Source organism: Paraburkholderia lebeckiae (assembly GCF_050436325.1).
Lineage (GTDB): Bacteria > Pseudomonadota > Gammaproteobacteria > Burkholderiales > Burkholderiaceae > Paraburkholderia > Paraburkholderia tuberum.
This window is the reverse complement of the sequence record NZ_JBNDLZ010000003.1, coordinates 3,152,129-3,176,063: the sequence shown is the minus strand read 5'-3', so window position 1 is coordinate 3,176,063 and position 23,935 is coordinate 3,152,129. Positions and strand designations below refer to the sequence as shown.

The 23,935-nt window shown below is 66.2% G+C and carries 21 protein-coding genes, 1 pseudogene and 1 riboswitch; of the genes and pseudogenes, 17 read left to right on the top strand and 5 right to left on the bottom strand.

Annotated elements, in window-relative coordinates; genetic code table 11:
- Nucleotides 1–112 precede the first annotated feature (112 nt).
- Together OKW44_RS32650 and OKW44_RS32645 are read left to right on the top strand one after the other, a co-directional pair.
- Nucleotides 113–310 carry a hypothetical protein gene (locus OKW44_RS32650; protein WP_018421753.1) on the top strand — a complete coding sequence of 66 codons (198 nt, stop codon included), beginning with the start codon at nucleotides 113–115 and terminating at the stop codon, nucleotides 308–310.
- Between the two features lie 195 nt (nucleotides 311–505).
- A complete protein-coding gene (locus tag OKW44_RS32645; RefSeq protein WP_018421754.1) occupies nucleotides 506–1,159 on the top strand; it encodes a TetR/AcrR family transcriptional regulator in 654 nt (217 codons plus the stop codon).
- A 57-nt stretch (nucleotides 1,160–1,216) separates the two neighbouring features.
- On the opposite strand, the gene OKW44_RS32640 is transcribed toward OKW44_RS32645, so the two are convergent.
- Nucleotides 1,217–1,591 carry a hypothetical protein gene (locus OKW44_RS32640; protein ID WP_018421755.1) on the bottom strand — a complete coding sequence of 125 codons (375 nt, stop codon included), beginning with the start codon at nucleotides 1,589–1,591 and terminating at the stop codon, nucleotides 1,217–1,219.
- Between the two features lie 199 nt (nucleotides 1,592–1,790).
- Here OKW44_RS32640 and glpD point away from each other — a divergent pair, with 199 nt between their 5' ends.
- From glpD to OKW44_RS32625, 3 genes are all read left to right on the top strand, one after another.
- On the top strand, nucleotides 1,791–3,320 hold the full coding sequence (gene glpD, locus OKW44_RS32635) for a glycerol-3-phosphate dehydrogenase (RefSeq protein ID WP_018421756.1): 1,530 nt from the start codon (nucleotides 1,791–1,793) through the stop codon (nucleotides 3,318–3,320).
- A 260-nt stretch (nucleotides 3,321–3,580) separates the two neighbouring features.
- Nucleotides 3,581–5,080, top strand: coding sequence for a glycerol kinase GlpK (glpK, locus tag OKW44_RS32630; RefSeq protein ID WP_018421757.1), 1,500 nt, complete (start codon nucleotides 3,581–3,583; stop codon nucleotides 5,078–5,080).
- A 121-nt stretch (nucleotides 5,081–5,201) separates the two neighbouring features.
- Complete coding sequence (locus OKW44_RS32625; RefSeq protein ID WP_018421758.1) at nucleotides 5,202–5,888, top strand: HAD family hydrolase; 687 nt, start codon at nucleotides 5,202–5,204, stop codon at nucleotides 5,886–5,888.
- A 94-nt stretch (nucleotides 5,889–5,982) separates the two neighbouring features.
- Here OKW44_RS32625 and ribB read toward each other — a convergent pair whose 3' ends face one another.
- From ribB to OKW44_RS32610, 3 genes are all read right to left on the bottom strand, one after another.
- On the bottom strand, nucleotides 5,983–6,699 hold the full coding sequence (gene ribB, locus OKW44_RS32620) for a 3,4-dihydroxy-2-butanone-4-phosphate synthase (protein WP_018421759.1): 717 nt from the start codon (nucleotides 6,697–6,699) through the stop codon (nucleotides 5,983–5,985).
- Between the two features lie 147 nt (nucleotides 6,700–6,846).
- Nucleotides 6,847–7,030: riboswitch (FMN riboswitch) on the bottom strand.
- Nucleotides 7,031–7,168: 138 nt separating this feature from the next.
- Nucleotides 7,169–7,876 (bottom strand): helix-turn-helix domain-containing protein, encoded by a 708-nt coding sequence (locus OKW44_RS32615; RefSeq protein WP_018421760.1) that lies wholly within the window; start codon nucleotides 7,874–7,876, stop codon nucleotides 7,169–7,171.
- Between the two features lie 130 nt (nucleotides 7,877–8,006).
- The gene (locus OKW44_RS32610) at nucleotides 8,007–9,173 is read right to left on the bottom strand and encodes an MFS transporter (protein ID WP_018421761.1); all 1,167 of its coding nucleotides are present in this window, start codon (nucleotides 9,171–9,173) and stop codon (nucleotides 8,007–8,009) included.
- Between the two features lie 191 nt (nucleotides 9,174–9,364).
- Here OKW44_RS32610 and OKW44_RS32605 point away from each other — a divergent pair, with 191 nt between their 5' ends.
- The 7 genes and pseudogenes from OKW44_RS32605 to lnt all read left to right on the top strand — a co-directional run bounded on the left by OKW44_RS32605 (nucleotide 9,365) and on the right by lnt (nucleotide 17,201).
- Entirely contained in the window at nucleotides 9,365–10,330 is a 966-nt protein-coding gene (locus OKW44_RS32605; RefSeq protein WP_018421762.1) for a LysR family transcriptional regulator, read from the top strand.
- Between the two features lie 132 nt (nucleotides 10,331–10,462).
- Nucleotides 10,463–11,836 (top strand): tRNA (N6-isopentenyl adenosine(37)-C2)-methylthiotransferase MiaB, encoded by a 1,374-nt coding sequence (gene miaB, locus OKW44_RS32600; protein WP_018421763.1) that lies wholly within the window; start codon nucleotides 10,463–10,465, stop codon nucleotides 11,834–11,836.
- A 43-nt stretch (nucleotides 11,837–11,879) separates the two neighbouring features.
- Nucleotides 11,880–12,956 carry a PhoH family protein gene (locus OKW44_RS32595; protein ID WP_018421764.1) on the top strand — a complete coding sequence of 359 codons (1,077 nt, stop codon included), beginning with the start codon at nucleotides 11,880–11,882 and terminating at the stop codon, nucleotides 12,954–12,956.
- 92 nt (nucleotides 12,957–13,048) lie between these two features.
- Nucleotides 13,049–13,510, top strand: a complete 462-nt coding sequence (gene ybeY / locus OKW44_RS32590) for an rRNA maturation RNase YbeY (protein ID WP_018421765.1) — start codon at nucleotides 13,049–13,051, stop codon at nucleotides 13,508–13,510.
- Between the two features lie 41 nt (nucleotides 13,511–13,551).
- A pseudogene (locus OKW44_RS32585) lies at nucleotides 13,552–14,212 on the top strand (gamma-glutamylcyclotransferase).
- Nucleotides 14,213–14,431: 219 nt separating this feature from the next.
- A complete protein-coding gene (locus OKW44_RS32580) occupies nucleotides 14,432–15,337 on the top strand; it encodes a CorC family transporter (RefSeq protein ID WP_018421767.1) in 906 nt (301 codons plus the stop codon).
- Between the two features lie 106 nt (nucleotides 15,338–15,443).
- Nucleotides 15,444–17,201, top strand: a complete 1,758-nt coding sequence (gene lnt / locus OKW44_RS32575) for an apolipoprotein N-acyltransferase (RefSeq protein ID WP_018421768.1) — start codon at nucleotides 15,444–15,446, stop codon at nucleotides 17,199–17,201.
- 80 nt (nucleotides 17,202–17,281) lie between these two features.
- On the opposite strand, the gene OKW44_RS32570 is transcribed toward lnt, so the two are convergent.
- Nucleotides 17,282–17,896 carry a glutathione S-transferase C-terminal domain-containing protein gene (locus OKW44_RS32570; RefSeq protein WP_018421769.1) on the bottom strand — a complete coding sequence of 205 codons (615 nt, stop codon included), beginning with the start codon at nucleotides 17,894–17,896 and terminating at the stop codon, nucleotides 17,282–17,284.
- Nucleotides 17,897–18,107: 211 nt separating this feature from the next.
- Between OKW44_RS32570 and OKW44_RS32565 the strand changes: the two genes are divergently transcribed.
- The 5 genes from OKW44_RS32565 (at nucleotide 18,108) to purH (ending at nucleotide 23,920) form a co-directional block, all read left to right on the top strand.
- The gene (locus OKW44_RS32565) at nucleotides 18,108–19,526 is read left to right on the top strand and encodes an aminopeptidase P N-terminal domain-containing protein (protein ID WP_018421770.1); all 1,419 of its coding nucleotides are present in this window, start codon (nucleotides 18,108–18,110) and stop codon (nucleotides 19,524–19,526) included.
- 6 nt (nucleotides 19,527–19,532) lie between these two features.
- A complete protein-coding gene (locus OKW44_RS32560; protein ID WP_018421771.1) occupies nucleotides 19,533–20,804 on the top strand; it encodes a UbiH/UbiF/VisC/COQ6 family ubiquinone biosynthesis hydroxylase in 1,272 nt (423 codons plus the stop codon).
- Between the two features lie 188 nt (nucleotides 20,805–20,992).
- Nucleotides 20,993–22,069, top strand: a complete 1,077-nt coding sequence (gene dusB / locus OKW44_RS32555; protein WP_018421772.1) for a tRNA dihydrouridine synthase DusB — start codon at nucleotides 20,993–20,995, stop codon at nucleotides 22,067–22,069.
- Nucleotides 22,066–22,299 carry a Fis family transcriptional regulator gene (locus OKW44_RS32550; protein WP_008919619.1) on the top strand — a complete coding sequence of 78 codons (234 nt, stop codon included), beginning with the start codon at nucleotides 22,066–22,068 and terminating at the stop codon, nucleotides 22,297–22,299. Before dusB ends, OKW44_RS32550 begins: the two co-directional genes overlap by 4 nt.
- 55 nt (nucleotides 22,300–22,354) lie before the next feature.
- Nucleotides 22,355–23,920 (top strand): bifunctional phosphoribosylaminoimidazolecarboxamide formyltransferase/IMP cyclohydrolase, encoded by a 1,566-nt coding sequence (purH, locus tag OKW44_RS32545; protein ID WP_018421773.1) that lies wholly within the window; start codon nucleotides 22,355–22,357, stop codon nucleotides 23,918–23,920.
- Nucleotides 23,921–23,935 lie beyond the last annotated feature (15 nt).

The following is a 23,935-nucleotide window of genomic DNA, read 5'->3' as shown; positions in this document are numbered from 1 at the left end:
GTGTGAATCTGTCGTGTAAGCCGTACCTCCCGCACTGATCCTTTAGCGGACCCCGCCCCGGCCTGCCGGTCGACTGCAAGGTTGTCCGCAATTTGCTGACATGGAGAGAACGATGCTGAGTCCGCATGAATTCGCCACGTTGTTGCTAGTCAAGGACGCCCCCAACCAGGTCGAAATGGGCCGAGAAGAACTCGATGCGTTGCTCGAACGCCAACTGGTGCAACTCGAGCGCCTCGCATCGGGCAACGAAGAATGGCGCGTGACCGAAACCGGCGACACCGCATTGCGGGCCATCAAACGTTTTTCCTGAGATTCCCTGTCGTTCGATCCGAGAGCCGTTGGCGGCGTATCCGCGCCGCCTTGGCGGATGCGCCGCGCGCTTCGCTCGCGACTGCCGGGGCTCGTATCGTTCAATTCCCCTGACAGCGCGCTGCATTCGCGGCCCTTTGTTGTGCGCATCTCATTTACACAGTAAATTCACGCGACGGACTTCCCGCCCTCGCGCATGCCCAAGACGCTCTCCGCCGACGACATCCAGCAGTTTCGCGAAGCCATGCGACGCGTCGCCGAAAACGCATTTGCAACTCGCGGCGCGCAAGGCGTGACGATGCGCGAGCTGGCGAAGGAGCTCGGCTGCAGCGCGATGACACCGTATCGCTATTTCCGCGACAAGGAAGAAATTCTGGCGATGGTCCGCGCCGCCGCGTTCAACCGCTTCGCCGCGCGCCTCGAAGCGGCCGCGCGCGGCATCCCCGCGAACGCCCCCGCCATCGATCACAGCGCCGTCAGCCGGGCCTACGTCGACTTCGCGCTCGATGAACCGCACGCCTACCGTTTGATGTTCGATCAGACGCCGCAACAGCAAGGCGCTTACCCTGAACTGGCCGCGGCGTCCCAGCGCGCGTGGCGTCTGCTGGAAGCGCACTTCGAGCGGCTCGTCGAGGCGGGTATTCTCGAAGGCGATCCGCGCCTGATCGGCTATGCGTACTGGACGAGCCTGCACGGCTTCACGATGCTCGCGCTCGCGAACCAGCTACCGCCGTCGACGGCGCAACAGGCCGATTCCGCAGGCGACGGGCCGCCGCAGCCATCACGTGAAGCCGTGTTCGCGCAGATTTTGCGCATGCTGTGGCGCGGAGCGTTGGCGCCGCACAAGTGAACCGGTGCGCCGGGCGGGCGGCGCGAGAGTAAGGCTCGCCGGTCGAGCCGCTGCCGCTTACCCGTTACGCAAGGTCGGATCGGCACTCGCACGCCAGCTGATCGCCCTTGCGCGCTGCTCGTTGAAGAACTCGACCCACTGGTTGCGCACCTTCGGGTCGCTGCTCGTCGCCTCGCTCGCATGGCGCTGCGCGATCGATGCCTGGAACGCGCAGAAGTCGTCGTTCGACAGCCGGCCGCGCCGGTTCGCCACATAGGCATCGAAGAACGTCTCATAGACGATCTGCGCGTCGCTGCCGTAGGCGACGGTTTGCGGCGAGCACATCTTCTGCAACGCCTCGAACGACGTTGCGCCCCTCGTCCCTTCCAGACTCGGCGTACTCACGCATCCCGCCAGAAGCGCGGCCGCGCCGATCATCAAAAGTCCACGCATACATCACCTCGAAATGGCTGCTGCCGAGAGTATCGTCCGCGGTCGCGTATTGCGCCACTCCCGTGCCATTCGACCCAGGCTTGCTCGGGTCCAAGCGAACTTTACTTTTTCGAATATGTTCATTAAAGTTCGAAATCGAACATGATTCATTCAATTCGTTTCCCAACTTACTCCCAGATTCGATGCAGAGGCTCAGCAGGTGACGCAAGGCACGAAATACGATTTGCTCGTCGTCGGTGGCGGGATCAACGGCGCCGGCATCGCCCGCGACGCGGCCGGCCGCGGCCTGGCGGTGCTGCTGTGCGAGCAGGACGATCTGGCCGCGCACACCTCGTCGGCGAGTACCAAGCTGATCCACGGCGGCCTGCGCTACCTCGAGTACCGCGAGTTCGGGCTCGTGCGCAAGGCGCTGCAGGAGCGCGAGACGCTGCTGCGCGCGGCGCCGCACATCATCTGGCCGCTGCGCTTCGTGATGCCGCATATGCCGGATCTGCGCCCTGCCTGGCTGATCCGCGCGGGTCTGTTCCTATACGACCATCTGGCCAAACGCGAGTTGCTGCCGGGCTCGCGCGGCATCGTGATGAGCCGGCATCCGGCCGGCGCGCCGCTCGTCGAAACGATCAAGCGCGGCTTCGTTTATTCGGACGGCTGGGTCAACGACGCGCGCCTCGTCGTCCTGAACGCGCTCGACGCGCACGAGCGCGGCGCGACGATCCTCACGCGCACGAAGCTGGTCAACGCAGAGCGCGCCGGCGGCGAGTGGCGCGCGCAACTGCAACGCGCGGACGGCACGACGCTCGACGTGCGCGCCGCCGCGATCGCGAACGCGGCGGGCCCGTGGGTCGGCGAATTGCTGAAGGGCGCGCTCGGCCGGCCATCGTCGCATAGCGTGCGGCTCGTCAAGGGCAGCCACATCGTCACGCGGCGCCTGTTCGAGCACGACCACGCGTACATCTTCCAGAACGCCGATAAGCGGATCATCTTCGCGATTCCCTACGAGCACGACTACACGCTGATCGGCACCACCGACCTCGAATATCGCGGCGACCCGTCGCAAGTCGCGATCGACGCCAACGAAACGCAGTATCTGTGCGATTCGATCAACCGCTACTTCAGGCAGAAGATCTCGCCGGCCGACGTGCGCTGGAGCTATTCGGGCGTACGCCCGCTGCTGGAGGACGAGAACGCGGACAATCCGTCGGCGGTCACGCGCGACTACTCGCTCGAACTCGACGCGCCCGCGGAACAGGCGCCGCTGCTGTCGGTGTTCGGCGGCAAGATCACGACGTTTCGCAAGCTCGCCGAGCAGGCCGTCGATACGCTCACCGACGCGCTGCGCCACGGCGGGTCCGCGTGGACCGTCGACGCGCCGCTGCCGGGCGGCGACATCGCACAGGCGAACTTCAATCGCTTCCTCGGTGAGTTCTCGCGCGAGCATGCGTGGCTGCCGGCGTCGCTCGCGCATCGGCTCGCGCGCGCGTATGGCACGCGCGCGAATCGCGTGATCGGCCTCGCGCGCTCGCGCGCCGAACTCGGTCGCGAGTTCGCGCCGGGACTGCACGAAGCCGAGCTGGTTTATCTGCGCGATACCGAATGGGCCCGCACCGCGCAGGACGTGCTGTGGCGGCGCTCGAAGCTCGGCCTGCACGTCGAGCCGGGCACGCTCGATGAGGTTACGCGCGATATCGACGCGTGGTTCGCGCACGAACCGGCCCGGCAGAGCGCGTAGGCGGCCCGGCCAGGCAAACTGGCATTCCCCGACAAAAGCGGCGGCAAACACAACGCGGCGCCAATGCCGGGTGAAGCAAACGGCGCGAGCCCGTAGAAACGGCGCACGCCGTCCGCGGGTCCCGGGGCCGGCCCCACCGCAGCTTCGGCTCGACGACATCGGCACGCGCCCTCACATTATGGCGGCCCGCTCACAACAACACGCCGCCCGCATCGCCGGTAAGCAATCCGGCGATCCGTAACATGCATGGAGAAGAGACAATGCTGGATCAGTACGTTCTCGCGCTTGACCAAGGCACCACCAGCTCGCGCGCGATGCTGTTCGACCGGCGCGGCAACGTCGTGTCGACCGCACAAAAGGAATTCCAGCAGATCTACCCGCACCCGGGCTGGGTCGAGCACGATCCGCAGGAAATCTGGTCGACGCAGGCCGGCGTCGCCGCCGAAGCGGTCACGCGAGCCGGCATGAACGGCACGTCGATCGCGGCGATCGGCATCACGAACCAGCGCGAAACCACGATCGTGTGGGATCGCGAAACCGGCCACCCGATCTACAACGCGATCGTCTGGCAGGACCGCCGCACCGCCGACTTCTGCGACGACCTGAAAGCGCAGGGTCTCGAAGCGAGCGTGCGCGCGAAGACCGGCTTGCCGATCGACTCGTATTTCTCGGCGACCAAAATCCGCTGGATTCTCGACAACGTCGAAGGCGCGCGCGAAAAAGCGCGTCAGGGCCGGCTCGCGTTCGGCACCGTCGACAGCTGGCTGATGTGGAATTTCACGAAGGGCGCGCTGCACGTCACCGACGTGACCAATGCATCGCGCACGATGCTGTTCAACATCCACACCCTGAAGTGGGACGACGAACTGCTCGCCGCGCTCGACATTCCGCGCAGCATGCTGCCGGAAGTACGGCCGTCGTCGGAGGTGTATGGACCGACGGTGACCACCGTGTTCGCGTCGAAGATTCCACTCGCGGGCATCGCCGGCGATCAGCACGCCGCGCTGTTCGGCCAGATGTGCACCGAGTCCGGCATGGTCAAGAACACCTACGGCACCGGCTGCTTCCTGGTTATGAACACGGGCGCCAAACCGATCGAATCGAAGAACAATCTCGTCACGACGATCGCCTGGCAGATCGGCGAGCGTATCGACTACGCGCTCGAAGGCAGCATCTTCATCGGCGGCGCCGTGGTGCAGTGGCTGCGCGACGGCCTCGGCATCATCAGGAACGCGGCGGAAATCGAAACGCTCGCGCGCGGCGTGCCGCATTGCGACGGCGTGTATCTCGTGCCCGCCTTCGCCGGCCTCGGCGCGCCGCACTGGAATCCGCATGCGCGCGGCACGCTGTTCGGCGTCACGCGCGGCACGACCTCCGCGCATATCGCGCGCGCGGCGCTCGATTCGATCGCCTATCAATCGCTCGATGTGCTGAAGGCGATGGAAGCCGACTCGGGCATTCGCATCGGCGAGTTGCGCGTGGATGGCGGCGCCTGCGCGAACAATCTGCTGATGCAGTTCCAGGCCGACATCCTCGGCGTCGACACGGTGCGCCCCCAGGTGTCCGAGACGACCGCACTCGGCGCCGCCTATCTGGCCGGTCTTGCGGTGGGTTACTGGAAGGACATCGACGAGTTGAAAAGCCAGTGGAAGCTCGAGCACCGCTTCACGCCGGCGCTACCGCATGCGGAGGTCAGGACCTGCCTCGATGGCTGGCAGCGCGCGATCCGCGCGGCGAAGGCCTGGGCCGATACGCCGTAAGGCCGCGGGCGCAGAACCCCAAAAGGACGTGGTCCGAAAGCACGTATGATGACGCTTTTCGTCCCGGCGCGCGGGACCGCAACCCGCCGCCCGCGCGCTTTGCGCTTACCGTTTTTCAGGCATGATCGACCACCTCATCTGTGACTGCGACGGCGTGCTCGTCGACAGTGAAGTCATCGCCGATCGCGTGATGTTCGACACGCTGACGGCCACCTTCCCCGGCATCGATTTCGCCCCCGTCGTCAAAACCGCGTTCGGACAGCAAACCTCGCGCTTTTTCGCCGGCCTCGAAACGCGGTTCGACATCACGCTGCCTGTGAACTTCCTCGACACGATCGAGCACAACGTCGAACTCGCGCTCGCCGCGTCGCTCGGTCCGATCCACGGCGTGCGCGACGCGCTGCAACGCGTGACGCTGCCGGCAGCGGTCGTGTCGAACAGCCGTATGTCGCGCGTCGCCGCATCGGTACGGCGCGCGGGTCTGCAGCAGATTTTCGGCGAGCGCGTGTTCAGCGCCGAGCAGGTCGCGCGGCCGAAGCCGTATCCGGACGTCTATCTGTTCGCGGCCACGAGGCTTGGCGTCGAGCCGGCGCGTTGCCTCGTCGTCGAGGACAGCGTCGCGGGGTTGAACGCGGCGCGCGCGGCAGGCATGAAGACGATCGCGTTCGTCGGCGCGAGCCATATTCCGGACGGCTACGCGGATGCGCTGCGCGCGATGGGTATCACGCGAATCACCAGGCATATGGATGAACTGCCGGCGCTCATCGAGGCAGGCGTGCGCGGCGAATTCGGCGACGTGCAGTCGTAGCGGTTTTGCGCAACGCCGATAAAAAAGCCGGTTCTTCGGAAGAAGAACCGGCTTTTTGCGTCATGGCGTCGCGTGCCGCTCGATGGATGGCCCGTCAAGCCTCGGCCGTCGCGCCCTCGCGCACCTGCGCGAGCGATGCGCGAAACTCGACCAGCTCGGCGATCGTCAGCATCGGCAGATCATGTTGCGCGGCGAAGCGCTCGACGTCCGCGCCGCGCGTCATCGTGCCGTCGGCGTTCATCAGTTCGCACAGCACGCCGGCCGGCTTCAGGCCCGCGAGAATCGCCAGATCGACGGTGCCTTCGGTGTGGCCGCGCCGCGCCAGCACGCCGCCCGGCATCGCGCGCAGCGGGAACACGTGGCCGGGGCGCACGATGTCGGCGGGTTTGGCCGTATCGGCGATCGCGGCGCGGATCGTGGTCACGCGATCCTGCGCGGACACGCCGGTGCTGACGCCTTCGCGCGCTTCGATCGATACCGTGAACGCGGTGCCGTGACGGCTTTCGTTGTTGACGGCCATCGGCGGCAGTTCGAGCGCGCGGATCTTGTCGTCGGGCAGGCACAGGCAGACGATGCCGCTGCATTCCCGGATCAGCAGCGCCATCGTTTCGACCGACAGGCGCTCGGCCGCGACGATCAGATCGGCTTCGTTCTCGCGGTCGTGGTCGTCCTGCAGCACCACGGCGCGGCCCTCGCGCAGCGCCTGCAAGGCGGCGGCGATACGCGGCGGAACGGCTTCGGTGGCAAGCAGCGGGAGATCGGCGAAGGCATCGTCTGCAATCGTCGGAGCGGGAAAAGTAGCAAAGGACATGGTTGAAACGCTCATCGCAAAAGTTGGGCGAGAAACGTTTCAGGGCATTGCAAACAGACTGACACGCGCCGCCCAGGCACCGCGCGAAAGCGGACGCTGATACGCCACCCGGCTACAGGCGGCGTCGCGGAACGCACATGACTGTCTGCACATCTTCTTCCATCCGGACTATGACCGTCGGCTCTGGCTTCTGACCAGATCTGCTGACCCCGCCGCTGTCTCCACTATTCCGAAGGCTAAGCGATGCGGGCGCTCGCGGGCTTGCCGGCTCACGCTGTCGCGCTGCCGGCCTACCGCCGGTGGGGAATTTCACCCCGCCCTGAAGACGCACTGATTGCCGGTTCGACCGGCGGGCGAAGCATACAACAGTCGCGCGAGCGCTGCAGCGCGACGAACAAAGACCCTACTCACTGCATTGGACCTGCATCAACGCCCTGACCCGCGCTTGAACCTCGGACGCCGTCGATTCTCAACCCGGCACGCCTTCGCGCGCGGCTTCGTCGCGTGCCGCGCCGGCGGGCGGCACTTCCCAGCGCGGCGGCGTCTCAGCCCGCAGCGTCACGCGAAACGCGCGCGCCTCGGTGTCGCCGGGATTGCGCAGGCTGTGCGGCTGGTCGGCGTCGAACACGATCGCGTCGCCGGTCGCGAGCAGTTGACGCTGGTCGTGCACGCTGACTTCGAGCGTACCGTCGCTGACCACCAGATTCACCGTCGTGCCAGGCGCGCGGCGCACGCCCGCTTCGGTATGCAGCGGGGCGATCCGCAGTTCGTGAAACTCGGCGGCGATCGACTCGTCGTCGGGATGCAGCGGCCGCACAGAGTAGCGACCGTTCGCGCTGACCACGCGGGCCGAGCGCTCGGCCGGCAGATGCTCGAAGCCGTTGGTCGCGTGACGCCGCAGGAACGCCGCCACCGACACCTTCAGCGCCGCCGCCACCTTGCACAGCACCTTGATCGACGGCACGCTGCGCGCCGACTCGATCTGCGCGAGCATCGCGCGCGACACGCCTGACGCGCGCGCCAGCGCATCGAGCGAAAGCTGCCGTTCGGCGCGCAGCCGCGCCAGATTCACGCCGACCAACTGTTCGAGCGCATCGAAGGGTTCGGCGGAGCGCGCCGCCGCATCGGTATCGGCATCGGCCGACGAATCGCGGACCAGCGCGAGCGGGGAATGCATATTGGCCTCCAGAGCGCCGCCAGGCGGCGCAAGAGCAGTAAGTGGAAGCAAGATAGCATCGGCTTTCGTCGCACCCAACGAAGTTATCTTCACACTGTTATCAGCATGGCGGAGGCAAGCAACTGACGATTCACGCGCTTTGCGCGAGCGTGCGCGCCGGCGCATCCATGCGCGCCGCGAACCACGTCAGCAGCAGCGCGGCGACGCTGACCGCGGCCGCGACCCACGGCAAGGTATCGAGCGCGTGACCGTGATTGATCACGAGACCGCCGAGCCACGCACCCGCCGCATTGCCGACGTTGAACGCGCCGATGTTCAGCGTCGACGCGAGATTCGGCGCGGCGGCCGCCTTCGCGACCACACGCATCTGCAGCGGCGGCACCGTCGCGAACGCCGCGATGCCCCACACGAACACCGTAATCGCGGCAGCCGCTTGCGAATGGCTGGTGCGCGCGAAGATCGCCATCACGACCGCGAGCGCGGCGAGAATGCCTATCAGCGAGGGCATCAGCGCGCGGTCCGCAAGCTTGCCGCCGATCATGTTGCCGACCGTCAGGCCCACGCCGAACAGCACGAGGATCAGCGTCACGCCGCGCGGCGAAAAACCGCTCACCTGCTCGAGGATCGGCGCGATATAGGTGAACACGACAAACACACCCCCGAAGCCGAGCACCGTCATCGCGAGGGCGGTCCAAACTTGCGGGTCCTTCAGCACGCGCACTTCGTTGGCGAGGCCGGCGGGACCGGTGTCGTGGCGGTTCGGCACCAGCGCGCTGATGCCCGCGAGCGACAGCACGCCGAAGCCGCTGACGATCCAGAACGCCGCGCGCCAGCCGAACTGCTGGCCGATGAAGGTGCCGAACGGCACGCCGAGCACGTTCGCGAGCGTTAGGCCCGTGAACATCAGCGCGATCGCGCTCGCGCGCTTTTCGGCCGGCACGAGCGAGGCCGCGACCACCGCGCCGATGCCGAAGAACGAGCCGTGCGCGAACGAGGTCACGACGCGCGCGATCATCAGCACCGAATAGCCCGGCGCCACCGCGCACAACACATTGCCGACGATGAACACGCCCATCAGCAGCTGCAGCGCGAACTTGCGCGACATCCTGCTCGTGACTACCGCGAGCAGTGGCGCGCCGACCGCGACGCCGAGCGCATAGCCGCTGACGAGCAGGCCAGCGGACGGGATCGACACGGCCAGATCGCGCGCCACTTCGGGCAACAGGCCCATGATGACGAATTCGGTCGTACCGATGGCGAAGGCGCTAATCGCGAGCGCGAGTAATGGAATGGGCATTTTTCCGCTCCGGGAATGATGGGATCAGGATTTGGGTTGATAGGCCTGGCGCGGTGACGATGGTCGCGTGATCGAGTTGCATGGCGAAGGACAGCAGCGGAGTTTCAACGGCTGGATTGTCGCGGCGTGACGCCAATTTGATAATTGGCGTAGCATTTGAAGCATTTTCAAATTCTGCTTGAAAGCCAGCGATGGATAACCTCGGCGACATCCGCCTCTTCGTCGAAGCGGCGCAGCAAGGCAGCCTGTCGGCGGCGGGCCGCAAGATGGGCCTGACACCCGCCGCGGCGAGCGCGCGGCTCGCGAAACTGGAAGCGAGGCTCAAAGCGCGCCTGTTCGAGCGCACCACGCGGCAGCTACGGCTCACCGACGAAGGCCGCCTCTACCTGAACTGCTGTCGCCAGGCGCTGCAATCGCTGGACGACGCCGAAGCCGCGCTGCAAGCGGGCCAGGGCGTCGTGCGCGGCAAGGTGCGGGTGTCGGCGACCTCGGACTTCGGCCGCAACCTGCTGATGCACTGGCTCGACGAATTCAACGCGCGGTACCCGGACGTGACGTTCGCGTTGACGCTGTCGGATGCGCTGGCCAATCTCGTGCAGGAGGACATCGATCTGGCGATCCGCTTCGGCGTGCCACAGGACAGCTCGCTGGTCGCGCGCCGGCTCGCGCCGAACCGGCGGGTGCTGTGCGCATCACCGGAATACGTCGGGCGTCGCGGCGAGCCGAAGGACCCGCTCGACCTCGCCAATTTCGACTGCATCGTGCTCGGCACCGCATCGGGGCCGGCCAGCGAATGGCGCTTCACGCGCGGTGACGAGGTGCAGCACTACAGCGTGCCGTTCGAAGCGGCGCGCGAAACCAACGACGGCGCGGTCGCGCGCGAATGGGCGCTGCGCGGCTACGGCATCGCGATCAAATCGATGTGGGACGTGGAAGCGGACCTGCGCGCCGGTCGCCTGAAGATCCTGCTGCCGGAATGGCGCTACCCCGATGCCCCGCTGCACGCGCTGTATCACCGCAACCGCTTCATGGCGCCGCGCGTGCGCGTGCTGCTCGATTTCCTCGCCGAGCGCTTCGCGCAGGTGTCGGATGAACTGGAAAGCCTGCTGGGACTGCCGCCGGACCGGCCAATGAGCGCCGAAACCCCCGTTGCGTGAAGGGCTATAATATGCAGTTACGCTGCAAGGACACGCGCAAGCTGGCCATCACGCGCCGCGCTGTCCCGCGCGGCGGCCTCCTTCACCTTTTTACGACGCCCCCAGGTTAACCACTGCGACCGGCGAAATTCGATGACCAAGAAAGTTTATGTAAAGACCTTTGGCTGCCAGATGAACGAGTACGACTCCGACAAGATGGTCGACGTGCTCGGTGCCGCTGAAGGACTCGTCAAGACCGACACGCCGGAAGACGCCGACGTGATCCTGTTCAATACCTGCTCGGTGCGCGAAAAGGCGCAGGAAAAAGTCTTCTCCGACCTCGGCCGCGTACGCGAGCTGAAGGACGCGAATCCGAATCTGATCATTGGCGTGGGTGGCTGCGTGGCGAGTCAGGAAGGCGCATCGATCGTCGCGCGCGCGCCGTACGTCGATATCGTGTTCGGTCCGCAAACGCTGCACCGCCTGCCGCAGATGATCGACGAGCGCCGCGCGAGCGGCCGCGCGCAGGTCGACATTTCGTTTCCCGAAATCGAGAAGTTCGATTACCTGCCGCCGGCGCGCGTCGAAGGTCCGAGCGCGTTCGTGTCGATCATGGAAGGCTGCAGCAAGTACTGCAGCTACTGCGTCGTACCGTACACGCGCGGCGAGGAAGTGTCGCGTCCGCTCGACGACGTGCTGACCGAAATCGCCGGTCTCGCCGAACAGGGCGTGCGCGAAGTCACGCTGCTCGGCCAGAACGTCAACGCTTATCGTGGAACGCTGACCGTGGGTTCGACCGAGATCGCCGACTTCGCGACGCTGATCGAATACGTCGCGGACATTCCCGGCATCGAACGGATCCGCTACACGACGTCGCATCCGAAGGAGTTCACGCAGCGCCTGATCGACACCTATGCGAAGGTGCCGAAGCTCGTCAGCCACCTGCATCTGCCGGTGCAGCACGGCTCCGACCGCATCCTGATGGCGATGAAGCGCGGCTACACCGTGCTCGAGTACAAATCGGTGATCCGCAAGCTGCGCGCGATCCGCCCGGACCTGTCGCTGTCGACGGACATGATCGTCGGCTTCCCCGGCGAGACCGAGGAAGACTTCGCGAAGATGATGGCGCTCGTCGAAGAGATGAAGTACGACACGAGCTTCTCGTTCATCTACAGCCCGCGTCCCGGTACGCCGGCCGCGAACCTGCACGACGACACGCCGCGCGAGGTGAAGCTCAAGCGCCTGCAACATCTGCAGGCCACGATCGAAGAGAACGTGCAGCGCATCAGCGACGCGATGGTCGGCAAGGTCGAACGCATTCTGGTCGAGCGCCCGGCGCGCAAGGACCCGAACGAGCTCGCGGGCCGCACCGGGAACAACCGCGTCGTCAATTTCCCGGCGCCGGTCGCGTCGCATGCACGGCTGATCGGTCAGATGGTCGACGTGAAGATCGTGCACGCGTATCCGCACTCGCTGCGTGGTGAACTCGTGATGGTTCACGACGACAGCGCCGCGACGACGCACTGAACGACATTCTGAGTACCGCAACCGACAGGATCGACTCACCGCCTTGAAGACCACTCAGCAGCATCTGGAATTCACCGCACCGCGCGAAGATAATGCGCGGCTCGCCAACCTCTGCGGACCGCTCGACGAAAATCTGCGGCAGATCGAGCAGGCGCTCGACGTAACCCTGCAGCGCCGCGGCCACCGCATCGCGATCCGCGGGCGCGGCGCGAAACTCGCGCTCACCGCGCTCGAAAACTTCTACAACAACGCGCGCGAGCCTTTGTCGGTCGACGACATCCAGCTCGCGCTCGTCGAAGTGCGCCATCCGGCGCGTCATCGCCCGAATGGCAACGGCAATGGCGACACCGTCGACGCGCACTTCGCCGGCAATCCCGATCACCCGTTCGACCAGCCCGCCGACGCCAATGCGAGCGAGGACGACTTCGAGGAATACGGCCCGAAGCTGTACACGCGACGCGCGGATCTGCGCGGCCGCACGCCGGCGCAGCGCGAGTACCTGAAGCAGATCGTGTCGTACGACGTCACGTTCGGCGTCGGCCCGGCCGGCACCGGCAAGACCTACCTCGCGGTGGCCTGCGCGGTCGACGCGCTCGAGCGCGACCAGGTCAAGCGCATCGTGCTGACGCGTCCGGCGGTCGAGGCGGGCGAGCGGCTCGGCTTTTTGCCGGGCGATCTCGCGCAGAAAGTCGATCCGTATCTGCGCCCGCTCTACGACGCGCTGTACGACCTGCTCGGCTTCGACAAAACCGCGAAGATGTTCGAGCGGCAGATGATCGAAATCGCGCCGCTCGCATACATGCGCGGCCGCACGCTGAATCATGCGTTCATCATCCTCGACGAGGCGCAGAACACCACGCCCGAGCAGATGAAGATGTTCCTCACGCGAATCGGCTTCGGCTCGAAGGCGGTCGTCACCGGCGACACGACCCAGGTCGACCTGCCGCGCGGCCAGAAGAGCGGGCTGATCGAAGCGCAGCAGGTGCTCGCGGACGTGCGCGGCATCGCGCTCACGCGTTTCACGAGCGCGGATGTGGTGCGGCATCCGCTGGTCGCGCGAATTGTGGAGGCGTACGATGCGCATGCGCAGAAGTCGCAGGCCGCGGTCGATCCGCGCTAAAGCGATGCGCTTCGCAGCGCGAGGCCCGCGTCGCCTCGCCGCCTCGCCGCAAAAAAAACGACTGAGCCAGGAATGCCACGCATAGAAATCGCATGAGCCGCACCCCGAAACTGACGTTGAGCCTGCAATTCCCCGCCGCCAAAGCCTGGCCGGAACACAAGGCGCTGCTGCCGCGCGCGACGGTGGCCGGCTGGATCAAGGCGGCGCTGTTCGCGGACGGCGAACTGACGGTTCGGTTCGTCGACGCCGAAGAAGGCCGCACGCTGAATCGCACCTATCGCGGCAAGGATTACGCGACCAACGTGCTGACCTTCGCCTATGCCGAATCGGAAGATGATCCGGTCACGGGCGATCTGATTCTGTGCTGCCCGGTGGTCGAGAAGGAAGCCGCCGAGCAGGGCAAGCCGCTCGCCGCGCATTACGCGCACCTGCTTGTGCACGGCACGCTGCATGCACAGGGCTACGACCACGAGGTCGAAGAAGAAGCCGAGGAAATGGAAGCGATCGAAACCGAAATCCTCGGCAAGCTCGGCTTTCCGGACCCTTACCAATAGGCGTTCCGCCCCTCCTCGACGCCAGCCCGACCGAACCCACCGTGAGCACTCCGTCCCCCGAAGCCGATGTCCCCGTCCGCTGTCCGGACTACCCGCCGGTGCTCCGGCGACTCGCGGCTCCTGACGGACGACGAACTGCGCGCGTCGCTCGAATCCACGTTGCGCGGCTGGGACCGCCAAAGCGATCTGTGGCTGTTCGGCTATGGCTCGCTGATCTGGAACCCGGGCCTGCCGACCGTCGAGGCGATGCGCTCGAAGGTGCACGGCTATCACCGCGGCCTCTATCTGTGGTCGCGAGTCAATCGCGGCACGCCAGAGCAGCCCGGCCTCGTGCTCGCGCTCGATCGGGGCGGCTCGTGCACCGGGATGGCCTTCCGGCTCGCGGCCGATGGCTCGAGGCCGCATCTCGAAGCACTGTGGCGCCGCGAAATGCCGATGGGCTCGTACCGTCCCGCGTGGCTTCCGTGCGTGCTCGCGGACGGCCGGCGCGTCGACGCGCTCACATTCGTGATGCGCCGCGACGTGCCGAGCTACACCGGCAAGCTGCGCGACGACATCATCCAGACCGTGCTGGGCTGCGCGAGCGGCCGCTACGGCACGACCTTCGATTACGTGAGCCGCACCGTGCACGCGCTGCGCGAAAGCGGCATGCCGGACCGCGCGCTCGAAGCGCTGCTCGCGCGCTGCAAGCCGGCCGTGTAACCGCGGCATCTCGGCGAAAACCCCACCCGCGACTTTTTCGCCAGCGAGCGCTTTTGCCCGCGTAATCGGTTAGGATGATTCAACGCTCCGCCGTCGCGGCGGGGCCGTTTCACCCTGGCTTCGCTCATCGCCCGGCCCGGCGGGACACGGTTCCGCCATGCGCCTGGTGTATCCTTAACGCTCTGCAACAGCGCGCCCAGTCTCGCCGGGCGCACTACCATGAACGACACGTATCCCAGTCGACGCCATACCGGACGCCAACTCGACAAACCGCAGGAAAAGCGCTCGCTGCTCGAGCGCCTGACCGACTTCATCTCGCCCGAGCCCGACTCGCGCGCCGAACTTCTGGAAATTCTGCAGGACGCGCACGAACGCAACCTGATCGACGCCGACTCGCTGTCGATGATCGAAGGCGTGTTCCAGGTGTCGGAACTGAGCGCACGCGACATCATGGTGCCGCGCGCGCAAATGGACGCGATCAACATCGCGGACAATCCCGCTGAATTCATCCCCTACGTGCTGGACAAGGCGCATTCGCGCTATCCGGTCTACGAAGGCAATCGCGACAACATCATCGGCGTGCTGCTCGCGAAAGATCTGCTGCGCTACTACGCCGAAGAAGAGTTCGACGTACGCGGCATGCTGCGCCCTGCCGTGTTCATCCCCGAGTCGAAGCGGCTGAACGTGCTGCTGCACGACTTCCGAGTGAACCGCAACCACCTCGCGGTGGTCGTCGACGAGTACGGCGGCGTCGCGGGCCTGATCACGATCGAAGACGTACTGGAGCAGATCGTCGGCGACATCGAGGACGAATACGATTTCGACGAGGAGAGCGGCAACATCATCGCTTCGCCGGACGGACACTTCCGCGTGCGCGCGCTGACCGAGATCGAGCAGTTCAACGACACGTTCGGTACGCATTATTCGGACGACGAAGTCGACACGATCGGCGGGCTGGTCACGCATCACTTCGGCCGGGTGCCGCATCGGGGCGAGAAAGTCCGCCTCGACGACCTGATCTTCGAGATCCTGCGCGGCGACGCCCGCCAGATCCACATGCTGCTGGTGCGCCGCGACCCGCTCGCGGGCCAGCGCGAGCGCGAGTCACAGCACGTGCAGACCTGAGCCGGCGGCTCGGGCCGATGCACGGCCTGAGCGCCCGCGCGCTTTCATTGCCGGCGCATTTGCCTACTGATTTGCCCTTTCAACTACCCACGCCGACCGCGCAACAATGGCCGACCCGATCACTTCCCGTTCGCACCGCGGCGTGAGCGCCCCCGCCCCCGCTTCCACCGAAGACGGCACGCGCAGCCGCGCGCTGCCGCGCTGGCACTACCTCGTCGCACTGGCCGCGGGCGCGGCCAATACGCTGTCGTTCGCGCCGACGCCGCATGGCGGCTGGCTGCAACTCGCGATCTTCGTGTTGTTCTTCGCGTGGCTCACGCGCAGCACCGGCTGGAAAAGCGCCGCGCTGACGGGCGGCGCGTTCGGCTTCGGCAACTTCGTGAGCGGGGTCTGGTGGCTGTATGTGAGCATGCACTACTACGGCGGCATGCCGGCACCGCTCGCCGGCACCGCGCTCGTGCTGTTTTCGCTGTATCTCGCGCTCTATCCGGCGCTCGCCGCGGGGGTGTGGTCGTTCTGCGCGGGCCATGCGCGCAACGGCGCGGCCGACGAGCGCGCGCCATTCTCGCCGACCTGGCACGGCGCGCTCGCCTTTGCAAGCGCGTGGGCGATCGGCGAATGGCTGCGCGGCACGGTGTTCACCGGCTTTCCGTGGCTCGCCACCGGTTATGCGCAGGTCGACGGCCCGTTGGCGGGGTTCGCGCCGGTGGTCGGCGTATATGGCGTCGGTTGGATGGTTGCGCTGACGGCCGCATTGATCGTGCAGGCGTTGCTGGCGCTGCTGGCGTCGTGGCGCTCCGGGCGTGCGAATGAATCGCTCGAGCCGAACGCCAGCCCCGCTGATGACGCCGGCGGTCGCGCCGCCCGGGGCCGCGGCACGCGCATCGCCCCCATCGTCGTGCCTGCTGGCGTCGCGCTCGCGCTGCTCGTGATCGGCCTGGTGCTGCCGCTCGTGCAGTGGACCACGCCCGCCAACGCGCCGCTGTCGGTGCGGCTGTTGCAAGGCAACGTGAAGCAGGAGATGAAGTTCGAGGAAGCCGGCTTGCGCGCGGCGGTCGACGAGTATCAGCAGATGATCACGTCGAAGCCGGCCGATCTGATCGTCACGCCGGAAACCGCGATCCCCGTGCTCGCGCAGCAGCTTCCGCCGAACTTCGCGGCCGCGATCCGCCATTTCACGGATTCGACCGGCAGCGCGCTGCTGTTCGGCGCGATCGGCGGCACGATCACGCCGGACGGCCGGGTGGTCGACTACACCAACAGCCTGTTCGGCGTCACGCCCGGCTCGCACGAGATTTATCGCTACGACAAGCACCATCTGGTACCGTTCGGCGAATTCGTGCCGTGGGGCTTCCGCTGGTTCGTGAACCTGATGAACATTCCGCTCGGCGATTTCTTCCGCGGCCCGCCGGTACAAAAGCCGTTCATGGTGCACAACCAGCCGGTCGCGGTGAACATCTGCTACGAGGACATCTTCGGCGAGGAGATCGCGCGCACGCTGCGCGAGAATGCGACGCCCGCTGGCGTGCTGATCAACTCGACCAATCTCGCGTGGTTCGGCGACACGATCGCGCTCGACCAGCATCTGCAGATCGCGCGCATGCGCTCGCTCGAAACCGGCCGGCCGATGCTGCGCGCAACCAACACCGGCATGACCGCCGCGATCGACGCGAACGGCCGCGTGATCGGGCGCCTGACGCCCTACACGGTCGGTTCGCTCGACGTGAGCGTGCAAGGCACCTCGGGCAACACGCCTTACGTGACGAGCGGCAACAACACGGTGCTCGCGGTGTCAGCGCTGCTGCTCGCGTTCGGTTTCGCGTTCGGACCGGGGCTCGCGCGGCGACGCAACGGCAAGCGGTAACGCCGACGTCAAAGGCACGACACCCGCAAAAAAATGCGCCTGACATGCAGGCGCATTTTTTCATGCTCGTTCGAGCTTCATCAATCCTTCGGCACCGTATCGATGAAAGACTGCCGCAGCGACAGCTTCTGGAAGTGCTTGTCCAGGTTCGGATGCGATTCGCGCCAGTTCAGTTCCGGCATACGGAAGTCCAGATAGCCAAGCGCGCAGCCCACCGCGATGTCGGCCAGCGTGTAGTGATTGCTCGCGCACCACGGCTTGCTGCCGAGCCCTTGCGACATCGCGATCAGCGCTTCGTCGATCTTGCGCTGCTGCCGCGCGAGCCACGCGTCCACGCGCTGCTCGGGCGCGCGCTGCGTGCCTTCGAGACGGATCAGCACGGCCGCGTCGAGCATGCCGTCGGCGAGCGCTTCCCAGCAGCGCACTGCGACGCGCTCGCGCCCCGACGGCGGAATCAGCTTGCCGACCGGCGACAGCGTATCGACGTACTCGCAGATCACGCGTGAATCGAACACGGCCTCGCCGTCTTCCATCACGAGGCACGGCACCTTGCCGAGCGGATTGAAGGTGTGAATCCGGGTATCCGGCGCCCAGACGTTCTCGGGCACCAGTTCGTAGTCGATCTTCTTATCGGCGAGCACGATGCGCGCTTTGCGCACGAACGGGCTGCCGAACGAACCGATGAGTTTCATCATGACCTTCTGCCTTTTTCTGAATCCGGCGAAAGTATAAGTGGTCTAAGGCTTCCGCGAGCGTGCTGGCGCCATCTTCGCGAACCGCCCGCCGAGCCGCTGTGGACGGATTGCAACATGACGGCGGCCGCCGCGCCGTCCGGAGCCGCACAAAGCGAGTCAATGTCGTGCGCGGAGAATGGGGCCAGGAGAATCGCGGCGCTACAATCGCACGATGAACCAGCCGACCGAACCCACCATCGCCATCGACGTCTACCGCACGCGCCGCGAGCGCGTTCTCGCCGCGCTGCGCGCCGCGGGCGGCGGCGTCGCCATCGTCCCGACCGCGCCGGAAGCGCTGCGCAACCGCGACACTGACTACCCGTACCGCCACGACAGCTACTTCTATTATCTGACCGGCTTCACCGAGCCCGAAGCGCTGCTGGTGCTCGATGCCAGCGCCGCGCCCGGCGCGCCCGCGTCGATGCTGTTCTGCCGCGAGAAAAGCGTCGAGCGCGAGACCTGGGAAGGCTTCCGCTTCGGCCCCGACGGCGCGCGCGAAGCATTCGGGCTCGACGCCGCGTTCCCGATCGGCGAAATCGACACGCAGTTGCCGCGCATCATCGCCGACAAGCCGGCGCTGCACTATGCGTTCGGCACCTCGGCGCATTTCGACGAGCAGGTGCGCGGCTGGCTCGACGCGGTGCGCGCGCAAAGCCGTGGCGGCACCGTCGCGCCCACGGCCGCGCGCGACCTGCTGCCGTTGCTCGACGAAATGCGGCTCGTTAAGGACGACCATGAGCTCGCGATCATGCGCCGCGCAGGGCAGATTTCAGCGGCCGCGCATCGTCGCGCGATGGCGGTGTGCCGGCCCGGTATCCGCGAGTACGAACTCGAGGCCGAACTGCTCTACGCGTTCCGCAAGCTCGGCGCGCAGGCGCCGGCCTATACGTCGATCGTCGCGGCCGGCGCGAACGCGTGTGTGCTGCACTACCCTGCCGGCAACGCGATCGCGCGCGACGGCGACCTGATCCTGATCGACGCGGCCTGCGAACTCGACGGCTACGCGTCCGACATCACGCGCACGTTTCCGGCGAGCGGGCGTTTCACGCCGGCGCAGCGCGAGCTATACGACATCGTGCTGGCAGCGCAGCAGGCCGCCGTCGACGCGACGCGCGCCGGCGCGAGCTTCGACGATCCGCATCAGGCCGCGCTGCGCGTGCTGTCCCAGGGGCTGCTCGACACCGGCATCGTGCCGCGCGCGAAGTTCGCCTCGGTCGACGACGTGATCGCCGAGCGCGCCTACGCGCCGTACTACATGCACCGCACCGGCCACTGGCTCGGCATGGACGTGCACGACTGCGGCGACTACCGCGAGCGCGGCGCGCCGCGCGACGAAGCGGGCGCGCTGCCGTGGCGCACGCTGCGCGCGTCGATGACGCTGACGATCGAGCCGGGCCTGTACGTCCGCCCGGCCGAGGGTGTGCCAGAACGCTACTGGAACATCGGCATCCGCATCGAGGACGACGCGATCGTGACGCCGACCGGCTGTGAGCTGATCACGCGCGACGTGCCGGTCGCCGCCGACGAGATCGAGGCGCTGATGCAGGAAGCACGAGCCCCCCATCAAGCGTCGCATCAACAGAGGACCTGATCCGCGATGAACGAAGCAACTCCATCGGCGGTGATCCTGAGGCCCGCCTCCCACCAGCAGGGGTTCGATTTCGACGTGACGATCGTCGGCGCCGGGCCGGTCGGCCTCGCGCTCGCCGGCTGGCTCGCGCGCCGCAGCGTGACGCGCGAGCTGAAGATCGCGCTCGTCGACGCGCGCGAGCCGGAAGACTCGATCGCCGATCCGCGCGCGATCGCGGTCTCGCACGGCAGCCGGATGATCCTCGAGCCGCTGCGCTGGCCCGCCGACGCCACCGCGATCGAGCGCATCCACGTGTCGCAACGCGGTCATTTCGGCCGCACGCTGATCGATCATCGCGAGCACGGCCTGCCCGCGCTCGGCTACGTGCTGCGCTATGGCTCGATCGTGCATGGCCTCGCGGACGCCGTGCATGCGACGGCGGTCCACTGGTTCCGCTCGACCTCGGCCGGCGCGCCGGTTCAGGAGCTCGACGGCGTCACGCTGCCGATCGAAACCGCGGGCGTCGCGCGCCAGTTGCGCACGCGGATTCTGGTCAACGCTGAGGGCGGCCTGTTCGGCGACCAGAAGCAAGCGAAAAATCCGAGCCGCGCCACGGACGAATACGCCGGCGCACGCGACATCGGTAAAACCAGCGCCGGCTCGCGCGACTACGGCCAGACCGCGCTGGTCGGCACGGTCACCGTGTCCGCGCCGCAGCCGCACGTCGCATGGGAGCGCTTCACGTCGCAAGGTCCGATCGCGCTACTGCCGATGGGTGGCGTGCGTGGTGCCGACTACGCGCTCGTCTGGTGCTGCGCGCCCGACGAAGCCGCGCGCCGCGCGCAGCTTTCCGACGAAGCGTTCCTGCGCGAGCTCGACGCCGCGTTCGGCAACCGCATGGGTCGCTTTACGCACATCAAGGGTCGCGCGTCGTTCCCGCTCGGTCTCAACACGGTCGACACGCTCGTGAACGGCCACATCGTCGCGATCGGCAATGCGGCGCAGACGTTGCATCCAGTGGCGGGCCAGGGACTCAATCTGGGCTTGCGCGATGCGCACGCGCTCGTCGACGCGCTGTCGGCCGAAGGCCCGACCCCGCTCGCGCTCGCCACCTTCGCGCAACGCCGCGCGCTCGACCGGCGCCTGACGATCGGCTCGACCGACACGCTCGCGCGTCTCTTTACCGTCGACTTCGCGCCGCTCGCGGTACTGCGCGGCCTCGCCCTGACCGCACTCGAATTCGTGCCGCCGGTGAAAACCGCGCTCGCCCGGCAGATGATGTTCGGCCAGCGCCGTTAAGCGCGAGAAAGCGCTGCGCGGTTCTATGAGCCGGGCGACTTTCATAGAAGATTTAACGGGTTACAAGACTCGGTTCGCGAGTCCCGCCAACCCGTTAACGCTAAAATAGTCGTTTTCCCTCGCATTTCGCGCTGCGCCGGCTGTCACGATTGTCAAATCCTGGCCCGTCGTCGGCGCGCGCTCACGCCATGCCCACTCTCGGCCCCCACAATCTGCGTAACAACCTGTTCGTCGCCCCGATGGCCGGCGTGACCGACCGACCGTTCCGCCAGCTGTGCAAACGGCTCGGCGCGGGCTATGCGGTGTCGGAAATGGTCGCGTCGAACGCGCAGCTGTGGAAGAGCGAAAAGACCATGCGCCGCGCGAACCACGAAGGCGAGGTCGAGCCGATCGCGGTGCAGATCGCCGGCGCGGACCCGGAGATGATGGCCGAAGCCGCCCGCTACAACGTCGCGAACGGCGCGCAGATCATCGACATCAACATGGGCTGCCCCGCCAAGAAGGTCTGCAACGTCGCGGCCGGCTCGGCGCTGCTGCAAAACGAACCGCTCGTGCAGCGCATCGTCGAGGCCGTCGTGAACGCGGTCGGCGTCGGACCCGACGCGGTGCCCGTCACGCTGAAAATCCGCACCGGCTGGAATCGCGAGAACAAAAACGCGCTGAACGTCGCGCGTCTCGCGCAGGCAGCGGGCATTTCGATGCTGACCGTGCACGGCCGCACGCGCGCGGACCTGTACCACGGCGACGCCGAGTACGAAACCATCGCCGCGGTAAAGGCGGCGGTGCGCATTCCGGTCGTCGCGAACGGCGACATCACGTCGCCGCAAAAGGCGCGCGAGGTGCTCGCCGCGACCGGCGCGGACGCGATCATGATCGGGCGCGCCGCGCAGGGTCGTCCGTGGCTGTTCCGCGAGATCGAGCATTTCCTGCAAACGGGCGAGCTGCTGCCGCCACCGCGCATCGACGAAATCCAGCAGGTGATGAACGAACATCTCGAAGATCACTACGCTTTTTACGGGGAATTTACCGGTGTCCGCACTGCGCGCAAGCACATCGGCTGGTACACTCGCGGCCTTTCCGGCGCCAACCTGTTCCGGCATCGCATGAATACGCTGGACACCACGCGCGAACAACTCCTCGCCGTCAACGAGTTCTTTGACGCGCAAAAGGCGATCTCAGACCGCCTCGTCTACGTCGACGAAGCGCCCGGCAACCCCGGGCTCGACAGCGAGAGCGAGGACAACTCCGACCGACTAGCAGCATGAGCAAGAACAACATCGAACAATCTGTCCGCGACAGCCTGGACGTGTATTTCCAGGATCTCGACGGCTCCAATCCGCACGACGTCTACGACATGGTCATTTCATGCGTGGAAAAACCCTTGCTCGAAGTGGTGCTCGAGCAGGCCGGCGGCAACCAGTCGCTGGCCGCCGAGTATCTCGGCATCAACCGCAATACGCTGCGCAAGAAGCTGCAACAACACGGTTTGCTGTAGCGCGTCGTAGTTTCTCGCGCCCTGCCACGTTTCCCTTCGGCTTTTCGTCTTCATCATGATCAAGCAAGCGCTCATCTCCGTTTCCGACAAGTCCGGCATCGTCGACTTCGCCAAATCGCTGTCGGACCTCGGCATCAAGATCCTGTCGACCGGCGGCACCGCGAAACTGCTCGCGGACGCGGGCCTGTCCGTCACCGAAGTCGCCGACTACACGGGCTTCCCGGAAATGCTCGACGGGCGCGTGAAAACATTGCATCCGAAGGTGCACGGCGGCATCCTCGCGCGCCGCGACCTGCCCGAGCACATGGCCGCGCTCGAGAAGCACGACATTCCGACCATCGACCTGCTCGTGGTGAACCTGTACCCGTTCGTGCAGACCGTGTCGAAGGAAGAATGCTCGCTCGAGGACGCGATCGAGAACATCGACATCGGCGGCCCGACGATGCTGCGCTCGGCCGCAAAGAATCACCGCGACGTGACAGTAGTGGTCGATCCGGCCGACTACGCGGTCGTGCTCGACGAAATGCGCTCGAACGGCAACACGGTATCGTACAAGACGAACTTCCGCCTCGCGACCAAGGTGTACGCGCACACCGCGCAATACGACGGCGCGATCACGAACTACCTGACGAGCCTGCCCGACGAGTTGCAGCATTCGTCGCGCAACGAGTACCCGGCCACCTTCAACATGGCGTTCGACAAGGTGCAGGACCTGCGCTACGGCGAAAACCCGCATCAGAGCGCGGCGTTCTACCGCGACCTGGTGGTGCCGGCCGGCGCGCTCGCCAATTACAACCAGTTGCAGGGCAAGGAACTGTCGTACAACAACATCGCCGACTCCGACGCGGCGTGGGAATGCGTGAAGACCTTCGACGTGCCGGCCTGCGTCATCGTCAAACACGCGAATCCTTGTGGCGTCGCGGTCGGCGCGGACGCTCACGAAGCGTATTCGAAGGCATTCCAGACCGATCCGACCTCGGCGTTCGGCGGCATCATCGCGTTCAACCGTGAAGTCGACGAAGCGGCCGCGAAAGCGGTGGCGAAGCAGTTCGTCGAAGTGCTGATCGCGCCGTCGTTCAGCGCCGAAGCGCGTCAGGTGTTCGCGGCGAAGCAGAACGTGCGTCTGCTCGAAATCGCGCTGGGCGAAGGCCATAACACGTTCGATCTGAAGCGCGTCGGCGGCGGCCTGCTCGTGCAGTCGCTCGACTCGAAGAACGTGCAGCCGCGCGAATTGCGCGTCGTCACGAAGCGTCATCCGACGCCGAAGGAAATGGACGACCTGCTGTTCGCATGGCGAGTCGCAAAGTACGTGAAGTCGAACGCGATCGTGTTCTGCGCGAATGGTATGACGCTCGGCGTCGGCGCGGGCCAGATGAGCCGCGTGGACTCGGCGCGCATCGCGAGCATCAAGGCGCAGAACGCCGGTCTGACGCTGGCCGGTTCGGCGGTCGCATCGGACGCGTTCTTCCCGTTCCGCGACGGTCTCGACGTGGTCGTCGCGGCAGGCGCGACCTGCGTGATCCAGCCGGGCGGCTCGGTGCGCGACGACGAAGTCGTCAGCGCCGCCGATGAGCACAACATCGCGATGGTGCTGACGGGCGTGCGGCACTTCCGTCATTGATCGGCTGAAGTTCGG